A 14,809-nucleotide genomic window follows, 5' to 3' on the forward strand; every position below is an offset into this window, starting at 1 on the left:
GGCTACCCCACAGAGGTCGGTACAAACCTCACACCGCAGTCCCGATATGCATTTTCTGCCAATGTTTCCGCTTCCACGGCACCCTTCTCGTCACCGGTCGCGCGGCGTACTTGTGCGAGTGCTTGCAGTGACTGCGCCTCCAGGTGCCGCTGGTGATACCGGGCGTGCGTGGCGACGGCGTCCTCAGCACACCGCAGGGCTTCCTTCGTCTCGCCCAACGCGAGGTGCAGCAACGCACGTTCCCTGAGCTCGTCTCCTGTTGTCAGGGCGTAGTCGCTGGTGAGGCGTGCCCGTACTTCGCCCAGGTGGTGTGCTGCGGCCTCGTGATCGCCGAGCTTGCGGTACACCCGTGCAGCCAAGCAGTCCGCGCTGATCTGTTGGTGGACCGTGGTCTCGTGGTCGGTACGTCTGGTCAGCAACTGCACGACGGCCACCGCGTCCTCCAATGCACCGCAGTCGTCGAACAAGGCCGCCAGCGCGTTCCAGGCTTCGAACTCCTCCTCGAAGCTGACCCTCAGCCGCACCTCCTCCAGGATGTCGAGCATGAGGTCGAAAGCCTCGTCGACCTGGCCCAGCGCCAGCATCGCCCGCACCGCGATGCTGACGCCGATGGTGATCCGCCGCGGGCTGCCCAGCTCTTCCTGCAGCGCGAGGTACGCATCCTTGTGCGCGACCACCTCCGGCAACCGGCCGAGTTCCATGTAGACGCTGTTCAGGGAGGAGTGGATGTGGCCGCGGACGGCGGGCGAGCCGCTGAGCTCCATCGCCCTGAGCAGCGACTGCTCGGCCGCGGGGAGGTCCGGCAGGTTGAACGAGATGGTGGCGATGTTGATCCAGGCCAACGCCTGCCCCTCGGTCGAACCGATCTGCTCGTGGATCGCGAGCGCCTGCCGCTGGTGTTCGAGGGAGGCCGCCATCTCACCCGCGGTGCGGGTCACCGCACCCAGAACGTTGTGCGCGGATGCCTGCATCCGCAGGTTGCCCGTCCGGATGCCCAGGTCGAGCGAGGACAGCGCGAGCTGCTTCGTACGCGCGAAGTCTCCCTGGCAGAAGTTGTAGAACGCGGTCGCGAGGTTCGAGTCGGCGATCAGCTCGTCCTCGCCGGACTCACGGGCCACCCGGTCGCGGATGTCACACAACGCCGACCAGCTGGTGTCGTCGCGGACCTCGTAGCAGAAGGCGCTGAGCACGGCGCCGATCTCGGCAGCGGGCCTGTGGTCACCCCGTTCGGTCGCGGTCACCATCGCCGAGACCAGGTTCTGGTATTCGGAATTCAGCCACGCGAACGCCTCGTCCGGTGTCTTCAGCACCACGTCGGGCAGCTGGACCGTGGTGGTGCTGAGAGGGAACCGCCGCTGATCCGCGAACAGCAGCTCGGCCGCGTCGTCGGTCATGCGCCGGTAGAAGTCGTACAGCCGCCCCATGGCCTCGCCGATCTCGTGGCTGTCGCACCGTTCCCGCGCGTACACCCGCAGCAGGTCGTGCAGGACGAAGCGGTTGCCGCGCTGCTCGACGAGGTGAACACCGACGAGGTGGTTGAGCAGGCGGCGGGCGTTGGGCAGACCGGCGATCACCGCGGCGTCGTTGGCGGTGAAGTCGGCGCCGGGCAACACCCCGAGCCTGCGCAGCACCAACCGCGCGTCCTCGGGCAGCGAGGAGTAGCTCTCGTCGAAAACGACGCTGACCGCAGCCGCGGGATCACCGGGCACCGCCAGTTCGCCGAGCCTGTCGTCGTCCAGTTGCACGACTTTGTCCGCAATGGTCATCGCGGCCTGCGCACGCAGGTCCGCGGCGGCGATGCGCAGAGCCAGCGGCAGGCCTCCGCACAGGCGCACCAGCGCCGCGGCAGCGTTCGTCTCCGCCCGCACGCGCTCCTCGCCGAGCACCAGTTCCAGCAGCCGCGTCCCGCCGTCGTCGCTCAACGTCGGCAGCCGCAGGAGGTCGGCGTCGTGCAGTGCCAGCCCTCGCAGGTCACCACGGCTGGTTACGATCGCCAGCGCTCCGGCGGACGTGGGCAGCAGGGGCCGCACCTGCTCGGCATTCGCCGCGTTGTCGAGCACGAGCAACACCTTCTTGTCCGCGACCAGCGAGCGGTACAACGCCACCTGCTCGTCAGGGTTGACCGGCGCGGAGTCGACGCCCAGTCCTTTGAGGACCAGAGTCAGGGCTTCCTGCGCCGCCATCGCCCGGAGCGGATCCTGGCCTCGCAGGTTCACGAAGATCTGTCCGTCCTCGAAGCGGCGGGCGATCCGGTGCGCCCAGTGCACGGCGAGAGACGTCTTGCCCACCCCGCCGGTACCCGTGATGACCAGCACCCGCGCCTTGCTCGCGGCCAGTCGCCGCACGTCGCTCTCGCGTCCGGCGAACGTGGCGAGGTCCGGCGGCAGCTGCCGTGGCAAGGGCGCCTTGTCCTTCGCCTGCGCGACCTCTCCGCGCAGGATCTGTTCGTGCAGCTCACGCAGCGCGGGTGCCGGATCGATGCCCAGCTCGTCCGCCAACATCTCGCTGACCTGCCGATACGCCTCGAGGGCGCCCGCCTGCTGGCCGGACCTGTACAACGCCAGCATCAGCTGTGCCCAGAAGCGGTCGCGCAACGGGTGTCTGCGGGTGAGCTCCTGCAGTTCCGGGACCAGCTCCGCCGACCGCCCGGTCGTGAGGTCGGCCTCGATCCGCTTCTCCAACGCGACGAGGCGCTCTTCCATCAGCAGCGGCACCTCGTCGCGGTGCAGCGACTCCGAGGCCACGTTGCCCAGCACCGGCCCGCGCCACAGTGCCAGCGCGGCGTCGAACTCCTGCCTCTCGACCAGCGAGCGGAACCTCGCGAGGTCGAGCTGCTCGTGTCCGATCTGGACCAGGTACCCACCGGGTTCGGTGCGCACGCAGTTCGCCTCGCCAAGAGCCTGCCGGACCCGCAGGACCACCGTCTGCAACGTCTTGTGTGCGCGGTCCAGATCCGGCGGCTCGCCCTCCCAGACCCGCTCCACCAACTCGTCCACCGACACGAACTGGTTGGCGCGCAACAACAACGTGGCGAGCAGCACCCTTCCGCGCCCCGCGGGCAACGGGATCGGCTCGCCGTCGACCAGGACCTCCAGCGGGCCCAGCACGCGGTATTCAACGGTCACGCCGGCGGCTCCGAAAGTGTGGACAGCAGTGATTCGGCCTCCTCGAGGTCTACCCGAGCCCGATGATCCTCGCCTGCCGCGCGGATCCCCGAGCCGTCGAGCTGGTCCGCGAGCACGCCGAGCGAGTCGTGCTCGGTCGCGCGGGCGGCGACGATGGTGAGCGCGAGCGGCAAGCCCCCGCACTGCGCGACGAGCCTGGTCACCGCTTCGGGCTCGGCGGCGAGACGCTCCTGGCCGAGCTGGTCGCCGAGCAGCGCCAACGCCTGCTCGGCGGTCAGCACGTCGAGCTGGACGGGGTGCGCGCCTTCCCGTGCCACCAGGCCGCTGAGCCGGTTGCGGCTGGTGATGAGCACGAGGTTGGCAGGGCCCCCTGGCAGCAGTGGGCGGACCTGGGCGACGTCGTGGGCGTTGTCGAGCAGGAGCAGCACGCGGCGTTCGGCGAGCACTGACCGGTACCGCGCGAACAACGCGTCGTCGCCGGTCGGGAGCTCGGCCGGATCGACGCCGAGCGCGACGAGGAAGTCCCGTGCGGCGATGCGCGGCGCGACTGGTTCGGCGCTGGTGCCGAAGCCGCCGAGATCCACGAAGAGCTGGCCGTCGGGGAACCGGTCGGCGATCCGGTGGGCCCAGTGCACCGCCAGCGCGGTCTTGCCGACGCCGCCGATGCCGTTGAACGCGGTGATCTGCCCGGTGGAGAGCCTGGCCAACTCGGCGTCCCTGCCGACGAGGTGCGGGATGTCCGGCGGGAGCTGCCTGGGCACGTCCGGCCGCTCGCTGAGCACCTCCAGGTGCGCCTGCCGCAGCCGATGACCGGGGTCGACGCCCAGCTCGTCGGTGAGGCGCTCGCTGATCTCCCGGTACGCGGCGAGCGCCTCGGCCCGCTGGTCCGACCGGTGCAGGGCGAGCATCAGCTGCGCCCAGAACGTCTCGCGCAACGGGTACCGCTTGACCAGCGACCACAGCTCCGGCACCAGGACGTCGGTGGCGAGCGACAGGTCCTGGTCGATCCGCTGCTCCAGCGCGACGACCTGCTCCTCGACCAACCGCGGCACGTCGTCGCGGTGCAGCCACGCCGACTCGACGTTGCCCAGCGCCGGGCCGCGCCAGAGTTCCAGTGCCGCACGGTGTTCGCCCCGTGCGGTGAGGGCGCGGAAGCGGGTGAGGTCGAGCTGCTCCGGCGTCACCTCGGCCGTGTAACCGCGCGACGTCGTGCGGATGCAGTTGGCCTCGCCCAACGACTGCCGCAGCCGCACCACGACCATCTGCAACGTCTTGTGCACGCGGTCGACAGCGGGCGGCCTGCCTTCCCAGAGCCGGTCGACCAACTCGTCGACGGGCACGAACTCGTTGGCCCGCAACAGGAGCATGGCCAGCAGAACTCGTCCGCGACCACCCGTAACCGCGACCGGCTCGCCGTCGAGGAGCACCTCCAACGGCCCGAGCACCCGGTACTCGACGATCACGGCGGGGAGTCTAGGCGCGACGACGTGAGACGCGTGGTCGACTGAGGACCCTATTGCTGCCAGCCTTCTTCACCGTGCAGGCAGTGAGCAGAACAGCTCTGTGGGTCGCCTCGATGCGCGCGACCGAGGCCGCGCGCCCGGACCGGCTGCACGACGACCCGCTGGCTGCTGCGGTGGTGGCGTCCGCGCAGCCGATCCCGCCGGCCCCACCGGGCGCGGCCGAGTTCATGGCGATCCGCACCCGCTTCTACGACGACTTCCTCGCCGCCGCACCGGATCAGGTCGTGGTGCTCGCCGCGGGCCTGGACGCCCGCGCGTTCCGCCTGCCCTGGCCGTCCGGCGCGCGCGTGTTCGAGCTGGACCTGCCGGCCTGTCCGCGCCCGGCAGCCGGTTCGCCTTCGACCACATGGACACCTCGGCGGACCACCGCGCCTCGGTGACCGACACGTTGGGGCGGATCCGCAGCATGGGAGCGGAGTTCGTGGCCACCGTCGCCGACCGGCGGGCTGGCTGACCGCGCAGGGCTGGAGCATGTCGGTGAACCGCGTCCCGGCGCTCGCGGTGGGGTACGGGCGGCCGCTGCCGGACTTCGCGGATCCGGAGGCGGCGAACGCGACCGCCCTGTGCACGGCGACGCTGGCTTGACCACGCGTCAGACGCGGTGTCCGTGCAGCTTCGAGATCAACCTGGATCTCGACGAGCTCGAACGCGGTCCCAGCCGGCGCTGGCAGCGGCTCCAAATGCCGTGAGGGGCCCCTCCGTTGCGGACAGGCCCCTCGCTCATGGCTGATCAGACGTTGAAGCGGAACTCCACCACGTCGCCGTCGGCCATCACGTAGTCCTTGCCCTCCATGCGGACCTTGCCCGCCGCCTTCGCGTCAGCCTTCGACCCCGCCGACACCAGATCGGCGAACGACACGACCTCGGCCTTGATGAAGCCCTTCTCGAAGTCCGTGTGGATCACACCGGCCGCCTGCGGAGCCGTCGCACCCTGCGGAATCGTCCACGCCCGCGCTTCCTTCGGACCCGCCGTCAGGTAGGTCTGCAGGCCGAGGGTGTGGAACCCGGCACGGGCCAGGGAGTGCAGGCCCGGCTCGTGCTGGCCGATCGACTCCAGCAACTCCAGCGCCGACTCCTCGTCCAGCTCGAGCAGCTCCGACTCCACCTTCGCGTCCAGGAACACCGCGTCGGCCGGAGCGACCAGCTCGCGCAGCTCCTTCTGACGGGCCTCGTCGCCCAGCACGCCCTCGTCGGCGTTGAAGACGTAGAGGAACGGCTTCGTCGTCAGCAGGGACAGCTCGCGGATCAACGCGTTGTCCACTTCGGACTGCGCGGAGAACAGCGTGCGGCCCGAGTCCAGGATGTCCTTGGCCTTGTTCGCCGCTTCCAGAGCGGGGCGGCGGTCCTTCTGCATCCGCGCCTCCTTCTCCAGACGCGGGATGGCCTTCTCCAGGGTCTGGAGATCGGCGAGGATCAGCTCGGTGTTGATCGTCTCCATGTCGGAGGCCGGGTCCACGCGGCCGTCGACGTGCACCACGTCCGGGTCGTCGAAGACCCGGATGACCTGGCAGATCGCATTGGCCTCGCGGATGTTCGCGAGGAACTTGTTGCCGAGGCCCTCGCCCTCCGACGCGCCCTTGACGATGCCCGCGATGTCGACGAACGACACCACCGCGGGCACCTCGCGCTCGGAGCCGAAGATCTCGGCGAGCTTGGTGAGGCGCGCGTCCGGCAACGGCACGACGCCCACGTTCGGCTCGATGGTCGCGAACGGGTAGTTCGCGGCGAGCACATCGTTGCGCGTCAGCGCGTTGAACAGGGTGGACTTGCCGACGTTGGGCAGGCCGACGATACCGAGGGTCAAACTCACGAGCGACGAGTCTACGGCAGACGACGGTCGTGTCCGATTCCCGCGAGCCATTGCTCGTTCCCGCTGGCAGGATCGATGCCATGGTCATTGACGAAGAGCACGCGTACCGGGCCGTCTCCGCACGTGACGCCCGTTTCGACGGCTGCTTCATCCACGCGGTCCGCACGACCGGCATCTACTGCCGGCCGTCGTGCCCCGCGGTGACCCCGAAGCGCCGCAACAGCCAGTTCTTCCTGACGGCCGCGGCCGCGCAGTCGGCGGGCTTCCGAGCCTGCCGCCGTTGCCTGCCGGACGCCGTCCCCGGCTCCCCCGAGTGGAACCTGCGCGCCGACCTCGCCGCCCGCGCGATGCGGCTGATCAGCGACGGGGCGGTCGAACGCGACGGCGTCTCCGGCCTCGCGAACAAGCTCGGCTACTCGGAACGCCACCTCACCCGCGTCCTGACCGCCGAACTGGGCGCCGGACCGCTGGCACTGGCCCGAGCGCACCGAGCCCACGCCGCCCGCCTGCTCATCGAGACGACCGAGCTGTCGTTCGCCGACATCGCGTTCGCGGCGGGGTTCGCCTCCGTCCGCCAGTTCAACGACACCATCCGCATGGTCTTCGCCTCGACGCCGTCCGACATGCGCGGCCGCGGCAAGGCCCCGGTCGGCACCCCGGGCCGGATCGTCCTGCGCCTGCCGTACCGACCGCCGTTCGACGCCGCCGGTCTGCTGGCCTACTTCCGCTTGAACGCGTTGCCAGGCGTCGAAGAGGTGACCGCGGACTCCTACGGGCGAACGTTGTCACTGCCCCACGGCGAGGCGACGGTCCGTCTGACGTTCCCGACGGACCACGTCCTGTGCTCGCTACGCCTGGCCGACATGCGCGACCTGGGCGCGGCCGTGTCACGGGTCCGCCGTCTGCTGGACCTGGACGCCGACCCGGTCGCCGTCGACACGTTCCTCGGCGCCGACCCGGTCATCGGCCCGCTGGTCCGGGAAACTCCCGGCATCCGGGTGCCGGGCAGCGTGGACGGCACCGAGACGTTGCTGCGGCTGGTCGCGCCTTACGCCGGCGTACCGCTGCAGGTCCCGGACGGCACCCTGACCCACCTCTACTCCGCCGGGGACCACCCGGTCACCGAGGCGGTCGCGAGCGGCAGACTCGTCGTGGACGTGGGCCGCTCGATCGAAGACCTGACCGAAGAACTGGCATCCCTGGTCGGCAACGAGGTCGCCGACGAGGTGGCCATGCGAGTCCTGGGCGCACCAGACGTGCTGGTGCTCCCCGAGGGTTCGCGGCACCTGGCTTCCCACGGTCCCGAGTGGCGGCCGTGGCGCTCCTACGCCGGAGCACACCTGACGAGAAAGGCAGCAACATCATGAGCGTCGCACACACGTCCACCGTGGACACCCCGGCGGGGCCGTTCACCGCGATCGTCGCGTCGGACGGAGCGGTGCTGGCCAGCGGCTGGACCGCCGACATCGCCCTGCTGACGCCCCAGATCCACGCCTCCCTGATGCCGTCGGAGATCACGCGGACGAACGACCTCGGCGACGTCACGAAGGCCGTCATCGCCTACCACGAGGGCGACCTGGCCTCCATCGACACGGTGGAGGTCCGGCAGAAGTCCGGCCCGTTCCTGCAGCACGCGTGGGACGTCCTGCGCACCGTCCGCGCCGGCGAACCCGTCACGTACAGCGAGTACGCGGAACTGTCCGGCCGCCCGGCCGCCATCCGCGCCGCGGCCTCGGCCTGTGCGCGGAACTCCGTGGCGCTCTTCGTGCCATGTCACCGGGTGATCCGCATCGGCGGCAACCTCGGCGGCTTCCGCTGGGGCCTGGACGTCAAGCGCTGGCTGCTCGCCCACGAAGAGGCGTGAATCAGACCTTCAAGGTCATCGGCTCACCCTGGAAGAGAACCATCTCGAGGCGGACGTGCGTGAATCGCCAGCCGTCCTCGGTCCGGCGGGCGGTACCGATGATCGACGTTGACGCCGGCAGGACACCCGTGTCCAAAACCCGGGTGCCTCACACCAGATTGATCTTCGGGGCGCCGGCCGCGGTCACCAGCTCGGTCGCACATCGCGGGCACGAGGTGGTGACCGGGCCCGAGCCGGACCGGAGGAAACCCTCGATGCCGAGCCAGTCGCCGGCCCCGGTGTCCCGGCAGGTGTGGCAGCCGACGCGGTAGTTGAGCTGAACCCACGGCTCGGCGGACAGCTCCGAAGCCTGGACGGCGGGCTCCGTCAGGTCGTTGAACGGCGCCCACCAGAACGAGATCCGGCACCGCAGCCCGCGCTCGGCACCGTGGTCGGTGGTGTCGAACCCGCTGACGCGGATCGGGGCGGGGTGCTCGTTGCCGGCACAGAGCCCGTACGGCTTGCCGTGCTGCAGCTGCATCACGCGGCCGACGCGCAGGCACACGAGGCAGTCGTGGGTGTAGTCCAGCCGGTTCGACCACACGAAGTGGGCGGCCGGGGTGACCGTGACGCGGGCGGTGACTTCCACGTGGGACAGCACGGACCGAGGCTAACCCAGCGAGACCTCCAGCGTGGATCCGGTGCGCGCCTTGCGGACCCGCAGCCGGGTCGGAATCCGCTGCCGCAGTTCCTCCACATGCGACACAAGTCCGACGACCCGGCCACCGGCCCGCAACTCGTCCAGCGTGTTCATCACGATGTCCAGCGTGTCGGAGTCGAGCGTGCCGAACCCCTCGTCCACGAACAGCGTGTCCAGCAACGCACCGCCGGTTTCGTTGGCCACCACATCGGCCAGACCCAGCGCGAGCGACAGCGAAGCCAGGAACGACTCGCCACCGGACAAGGTCTTGGCGGGCCGGGACCGCCCCGAGTAGTCGTCCAGCACGTCGAGGCTCAGACCGCCGCGCGTGCCTCGGGCGCCTGCGGAGTCGGAGTGCACGAAGCTGTAGCGGCCCTGGCTCATCCGGTGCAGCCGAGCAGAAGCAGCAACGGCGACTTCCTCCAACCGAGCCGCCAGCACGTAGGAGCGCAGCGTCATCTTCTTGGAGTTCTGGCCACGGCCGTTGATCACGTCGGTCAGCGCGTCCAGCTCGGCGTAGGAATTCTCCAAGGGCTCCAACGACTTCCGCTCGGCCCGCAACCGCGCGGCCAGCTCGCTGACCCGATCGAACGCCGCGCGGGCGCGAGCCAGGCGCGTCGCGGCTTCGGAAGCGGCGGCGCGAGCGGAAGAAGCCGCGGCGGTCACCTCGTTCAGGTCGACCCCGGAGGCAGGATCCACCTCGGCCAGCTCTTCGAGGGTGGCCATGGCGGTGGCTCGCGCGCGCTCCCAGGCGGCGATTCGCTCGTCCAGGGCTTGGAGTTTGGCGGCCGGCCGGGCGGCCGCCAGTGCCGTGTCGACGTCCGGGAAGCCTGCTTCCAGAGCCGAAGCGGCAACGGAGGCCTGTTGTTCTTCGACTCGGGCGAGGGCAGCGTCGCGGGCGGCTCGGCGGTCAGCCAGTTCCACCAGCGCCTTGGCCAGGCGCAGGAGGTGATCGCGGCGGCTCAGGACGTCCTCGTGTTCGCCGCGTGCTTTGTCGAGGCGGGCACCGCGTTCTTCGACGACGGTGACGAGCGAGGCGTGTTCGGTGCGCAAACCCACCAGCTCTTGTTCGACCGTCGCCTTCTCGGTGCCCAGGTCCCGGGCTTTGGCTTCCAGGCCGACGAACTCGGTCTGGCGCTGCGAGCGGGTGCGGGCCAGTTCCAGCGCCGCGCGGTACTCGGACAGGGCTACCGCCGGCTCCTCGGAACCCAGGGCTTCCCAGCAGGCCTGGATGCGGAGCTCGGCGGCGTGCGCGGCTCGCTCGGCCTCGTTGCGACGGTCGAAGGCCGTCTGTTCGTCGGCTGCCGCGTCTTCCTCGTCGGCCGCGTCCACGCCGCCCAGCATCGGTTGCGCGGGCGCGGGGTGCGACGGAGAACCGCACACCGCGCAGGGCTTGCCGCGCTTCAAAGCCGCGGCCAACTCGATGGCCATGTTCTCCAGGCGCTGGTGGCGGACCTGCTGGAGGACGTCCTTGGCCTTCTGGTGGACGTCGATCGCCTGGTGGAGCTCCTTCTTGGTGTGTTCCAGGGCAACTCCTGCCCCTGGCAGCGCTTCGGCGGCGTCCGCGCGTGCCTTCAGGCCCTCCAACCGAGCTGAGGCCTCCACGGCGGCGTCCAGCTGGGCCCGGCACTGAGCCAGGCGCTCCGGGAGCACCTCCAGTTCCGCGTTCAGGGCGAGCAGGCGGCGTTCTACCTGGTACGAGGAGGTTTTCAGCACCGACAGCCTGCGCACGTCGGCCTGCTGGCGTTCGGCTTCGGCGGCCAGTTCGGCCAGACCGCCGGCTTCTTCGCGGAAGCGCTCGGCGTCCTCCCGCAACGAGGAACCCTCATAACCCAAGCGGGCCAGCGCTTCCGCGGCGGCGGACTCGTCTCGGACCGCGAACTTGTACGACTCCTGCAGCTTCGCGATCTCGTTGAAGGCCGGGACGACCGGGATCGCACGGCGGGCAGCGTCGCGTTCGGCGAACCAGGAGGCCGAGTCTGCGGCGTCGACGCGGGTCAGCATGTCGCGGGCCTCGCGGACGCGGCGGATCTGGTCGGCCTGCACACGGGCCTGGGCCAGCAGGGCGTCCGCGCCGTCGGCCACACCTGCCGTCTCCTCCGAGGCGGCGGAGGCCTCGCGGACGGCCGAGGACAACCGCTCCAGCACCGATTCCAGCCAGCCCGGCTCGAACGACGGTTCCTCGCCAGCCGCCTCCGCCACGCGGTGCATCAGCTCGGCAGCGCCCTGGCGGCGTTCCTCCAGCACCCGGCCGGCCACAACTCGCTTGTCCCGGAACCACTTCTCGACGTCGAGGAACCGCTCGGTGCCGAAGAGCTTCTCCAGCAACACCTCCCGCTCGGCCGTGTCCGAGCGCAGGAACTTCGCGAACTCGCCCTGCGGCAGCAGAACCACCTGGAAGAACTGCTCGTACGACATGCCCAGCATGTCCTCGACGGCGCGGGCCACGTCGTCGATGCGGGTGATCCCCTCGCCGTCCCAGCCTTCGAGCCAGGTCAGCGAGCACTTCGCGGGCTGCGTGGTGAAGCCGCCGCCGCGTTTCTTCGGCCTGTCGAACTCCGGCGAGCGCACGATCCGGAACCGCCGCGACTGCACGGTCAGCTCCAGCGACACCTCCGTCGGCACCTCGGGATCGGCGTACTCGCAGCGGAGCTTCTTCACGTCGCCACGAGCGCCCGGCACCCGGCCGAACAGAGCAAAAGCCACCGCGTCCAGCAACGTCGTCTTGCCCGCGCCCGTGTCACCGTGCAGCAGGAACAACCCGTCGGCACCCAAGGAGTCGAAGTCGACGACCTCGGGCCTCGGATAAGGGCCGAACGCGGTCAGCTCCAGCCGGTGCAGCCTCATTGCTCCTGCTCCCTCGCGACAACGGAGAAAGCCTCGCGCAGCAACGACATCTCGGCAGCAGAAGGCTCGGACCCGCGCACGTCGGACACGAAGCAGCACGCTACTTCCTCGTCCGTGCGGCCGCGCACCCGTTCCGCGTACGTCATGTTGTGCTGCAGCCCCTGCTCCGGCCGCCACTCCACGTGCACGGCGTGCTCGAAGCGGGTTTGCAGCTGCCGCAACGCATCCATCGGCCGCACCTGGTCGGTCAGCACGACCGACAGGAAGTGGTCCTCCAGCGGCTTGTGCGCCGGATCCTCCAGCACCTCGGCCAGCGTCCCGGTCACCGTCGCGAGCTGACGCGGAACCGGCAGCTCACGCCGTTCGACGCCGACCAGACCACCCGCGTCCAGCTCCACCAGCCACACCGACTTCCGGTGCCGCGCCTCGGAGAACGAGTACGCCAGCGGACTGCCCGAATAACGCAGGTTCTCGGCCAGGGTCTGCGGACCGTGCAGATGACCGAGAGCCACGTAGTCGACACCCGAGAACACCTGCATCGACACGTCCTGCACGCCACCCACCGCGATGGTGCGCTCGGACTCCGACGGCGCCCCACCTGTCACGAAGGCGTGCGCCAGCACCACCGACCGCGCCTCACGCGAGGCCAAGTCGGCGCGAATACGGCGCATCGCCTCGCCGAGCACCGGCGCGTGGCCCTTGTCCGCGATTCCCAGCACGTGCCGCGCCGGCTCGGGCTCCAGGAACGGAATCCCGTACACCGCAACGGGCCCGTGCTCGTCCGCCAGCTCGACCGGCTTGTCCAGCAACGAGATCTGCGTGCGCAGGAACAGCCCGCCAGCCGCGGCGAACTCCCCGAACACCCCGATCCGCGCCGCCGAGTCGTGGTTGCCCGGGGTGATCACGATCTGCGCCCCGGCCGCGCGGATCCGCATCAGCACCCGCGCGCACAACGACACCGCGTCGGCGGACGGCACCGCGCGGTCGTAGAGGTCGCCGGAGATGACCACGACGTCGACCTTCTCGGAAGACACCAGGTCAGCGAGGCCGCTCAGCACCGACTCCTGCTCCACGAGCAGGTCGCGGCCGTGGAAAGTGCGCCCCACGTGCCAGTCGGAGGTGTGCAGGATCCGCATGGCACCAACCGTAGAGACGGGGTCCGACAAAACTCCGGGAGGGTTCCCGGCGTGTCACCCGATCGAGTTCAACATCTCTGAGGGAGCATCATCGGTGCCGTGACCGCAGTGATCATCACCGCCTCGCTCGTCCTGGCGCTCGTCTGCGCCGGGGCGCTGGTGTTCGTCTACCGCCTCTACCAGGACAGCGTCCGGCGCACCGACGAGGCACTCCACGCCATCGGCGTCGAACGCGCGCGCTACGACTCCCAGCAGCAAGCTCTGCAGCGGTACGAGGTGGCGTTCTCGAGCGTCAGCGGTCGTGGTGAGCTCGGCGAACAGGTCCTCGTCGAAACCGCGCGCGCACTCGGCCTGAGGGAAAACCTCCACTACACGCTCCAGACGGACGTCGCGGGCGGTGGCGCGGTGCGGCCGGACATGGTGCTGAGCGTCGGCGGCGGCCGCATGGTCCCGGTCGACTCGAAGATGTCCATGGCGACGTGGGCAGAAGCGGTCGAGACGGACGATCCACAGGAACGTCAGGACGCGCTGCGGGTGCACGTCCGCAACATCCGCTCCCGAGCCGCCGAACTCGCCGGCAAGGGCTACCAGCGCTGGGCCGACGCGATCTACGGCACGATCATGTTCGTCCCCAACGACGGCGCGGTCGTCGCGGCCCTGGACACGGACCCCGAGCTCCTCAGGTGGCTCCTCGACCGCCGGGTCTTCCTGTGCGGCCCGACCGGGTTCGCCGTGATCGCGTCGAGTGCGATGTTCGCGGTCACCGAACGAGCCCTCGCCGACGACGTCGAGCAGGTCAGGCTGCAGGCGGGCCGTGCGAACCGGGCCGCCGACACCGCCATCGACGCCGTCAACCTCTCCACCACGCACCTGCAGCGATTCCTGAGTGCGCGCCGCCGCGAGCTCGACGCCCTCGAGGGATTCCGGGCGAGCGTGGAGCCGCTGACCGAGGCCTCCGCCACCCCTACGCCGCTGCCTCTCGTCCGAAGGGCGGACGAACAGTCCGCGTAAAACGCACGGAGTGTGCCCACAGGTTGCTTCTGGGTGAGAAAGCAGCGGACTGACGAACACCTAATGGCCGAACGGCTACCGTGTGCGGCGTGAGTGAGCTGCGCGACCGTTCGGCTGCCTTCGATGACGACGTCGAGGACTACGACGCCGTTCCGTGGAACTACCGGGCCATCTTCGGGTCGTTCAAGGGCATCCCCTGGTGGGCTGCGATCCTGTCCGCCCTGGTCCCAGCGTTCATCGGCGCGTTCATCGACATCAACTCGAGCAAGACCGTCGGCTGGACGTTCAACGCCGTGTTCTTCATCGGCGCACTGGCCGCGATCCTGCTCGTGCAGCGCCGCAGCCTGTTCGCGCCGATGGTGCAGCCGCCGCTGATCCTGGCCGCCACCGTGCCGACGCTGGTGCTGCTCACCGGCGGCGTCTCGAAGGGCGGCCTGTCCGCCATGGCACTCGGCCTGGGCAAGCCGCTCATCGACAGCTTCCCGGTCATGGCCATCACCACCGCGGTCACCGTCGTGCTCGGCATCGTGCGCATGGCCATCCAGAAAGACCCGAACCGGCCGTCCAAGGACGAGGTCCGCGAGGCCAAGGCCGAGGTGAAGTCCCGCAGCAAGCCGGCTCCCCGCAAGCCCGCGCGCGAGGAGTCCGAGGAGGAGCGCCCGCGCCGCCCGCGGCCCGAGGGTGCCCCGGCCCGTCGTCCACGTCCTGAGGGCGCACCCGCACGCCGTCCGCGCCCGGAAGGTGCTCGCGCGGAACGCCCGGCCGGTCAGCGCCGCCCGAGGCCCCCGCGCGACGACCGCTAGGACGTTGTCCG

At 70.0% G+C, this 14,809-nt stretch carries 11 protein-coding genes; 5 read left to right on the plus strand and 6 right to left on the minus strand.

Going from position 1 to position 14,809, the window contains the following annotated elements:
- Nucleotides 1-2: 2 nt before the first annotated feature.
- Together UK23_RS48210 and UK23_RS03770 are read right to left on the minus strand one after the other, a co-directional pair.
- The gene (locus UK23_RS48210) at nucleotides 3-3,125 is read right to left on the minus strand and encodes an AfsR/SARP family transcriptional regulator (RefSeq protein ID WP_196777595.1); all 3,123 of its coding nucleotides are present in this window, start codon (nucleotides 3,123-3,125) and stop codon (nucleotides 3-5) included.
- On the minus strand, nucleotides 3,122-4,588 hold the full coding sequence (locus tag UK23_RS03770; RefSeq protein ID WP_052684330.1) for an AfsR/SARP family transcriptional regulator: 1,467 nt from the start codon (nucleotides 4,586-4,588) through the stop codon (nucleotides 3,122-3,124). Before UK23_RS03770 ends, UK23_RS48210 begins: the two co-directional genes overlap by 4 nt.
- 83 nt (nucleotides 4,589-4,671) lie before the next feature.
- Between UK23_RS03770 and UK23_RS49965 the strand changes: the two genes are divergently transcribed.
- On the plus strand, nucleotides 4,672-5,028 hold the full coding sequence (locus UK23_RS49965) for an SAM-dependent methyltransferase (RefSeq protein ID WP_231114362.1): 357 nt from the start codon (nucleotides 4,672-4,674) through the stop codon (nucleotides 5,026-5,028).
- A gap of 350 nt (nucleotides 5,029-5,378) precedes the next feature.
- Here UK23_RS49965 and ychF read toward each other — a convergent pair whose 3' ends face one another.
- Nucleotides 5,379-6,458, minus strand: coding sequence for a redox-regulated ATPase YchF (gene ychF / locus UK23_RS03785; RefSeq protein WP_045309930.1), 1,080 nt, complete (start codon nucleotides 6,456-6,458; stop codon nucleotides 5,379-5,381).
- Between the two features lie 80 nt (nucleotides 6,459-6,538).
- Between ychF and UK23_RS03790 the strand changes: the two genes are divergently transcribed.
- Both UK23_RS03790 and UK23_RS03795 read left to right on the plus strand, forming a co-directional pair.
- Nucleotides 6,539-7,825, plus strand: coding sequence for a bifunctional transcriptional activator/DNA repair enzyme AdaA (locus tag UK23_RS03790; protein ID WP_045309931.1), 1,287 nt, complete (start codon nucleotides 6,539-6,541; stop codon nucleotides 7,823-7,825).
- Entirely contained in the window at nucleotides 7,822-8,322 is a 501-nt protein-coding gene (locus UK23_RS03795; RefSeq protein WP_045309932.1) for a methylated-DNA--[protein]-cysteine S-methyltransferase, read from the plus strand. Before UK23_RS03790 ends, UK23_RS03795 begins: the two co-directional genes overlap by 4 nt.
- Nucleotides 8,323-8,470: 148 nt before the next feature.
- Here the strand turns inward: UK23_RS03795 and UK23_RS03800 are convergent, their stop codons facing one another.
- From UK23_RS03800 to UK23_RS03810, 3 genes are read right to left on the minus strand one after another with little or no spacing between them, the layout of a single operon-like run.
- Entirely contained in the window at nucleotides 8,471-8,962 is a 492-nt protein-coding gene (locus UK23_RS03800; protein WP_045309933.1) for a hypothetical protein, read from the minus strand.
- A 9-nt stretch (nucleotides 8,963-8,971) separates the two neighbouring features.
- Nucleotides 8,972-11,848, minus strand: a complete 2,877-nt coding sequence (locus tag UK23_RS03805; protein WP_045309934.1) for an AAA family ATPase — start codon at nucleotides 11,846-11,848, stop codon at nucleotides 8,972-8,974.
- The gene (locus UK23_RS03810; protein WP_045309935.1) at nucleotides 11,845-12,984 is read right to left on the minus strand and encodes an exonuclease SbcCD subunit D; all 1,140 of its coding nucleotides are present in this window, start codon (nucleotides 12,982-12,984) and stop codon (nucleotides 11,845-11,847) included. The genes UK23_RS03805 and UK23_RS03810 overlap by 4 nt, the downstream gene beginning before the upstream one ends.
- A 99-nt stretch (nucleotides 12,985-13,083) precedes the next feature.
- On the opposite strand from UK23_RS03810, the gene UK23_RS03815 reads away from it, so the two are divergent.
- Together UK23_RS03815 and UK23_RS03820 are read left to right on the plus strand one after the other, a co-directional pair.
- A complete protein-coding gene (locus UK23_RS03815; RefSeq protein WP_045309936.1) occupies nucleotides 13,084-13,995 on the plus strand; it encodes a DNA recombination protein RmuC in 912 nt (303 codons plus the stop codon).
- Between the two features lie 89 nt (nucleotides 13,996-14,084).
- The gene (locus tag UK23_RS03820) at nucleotides 14,085-14,798 is read left to right on the plus strand and encodes a DUF6542 domain-containing protein (RefSeq protein WP_045309937.1); all 714 of its coding nucleotides are present in this window, start codon (nucleotides 14,085-14,087) and stop codon (nucleotides 14,796-14,798) included.
- The last annotated feature ends 11 nt before the right edge of the window (nucleotides 14,799-14,809 follow it).

It is taken from the genome of Lentzea aerocolonigenes, from assembly GCF_000955955.1.
In the GTDB taxonomy this organism is placed as follows: Bacteria; Actinomycetota; Actinomycetes; order Mycobacteriales; family Pseudonocardiaceae; genus Lentzea; species Lentzea aerocolonigenes_A.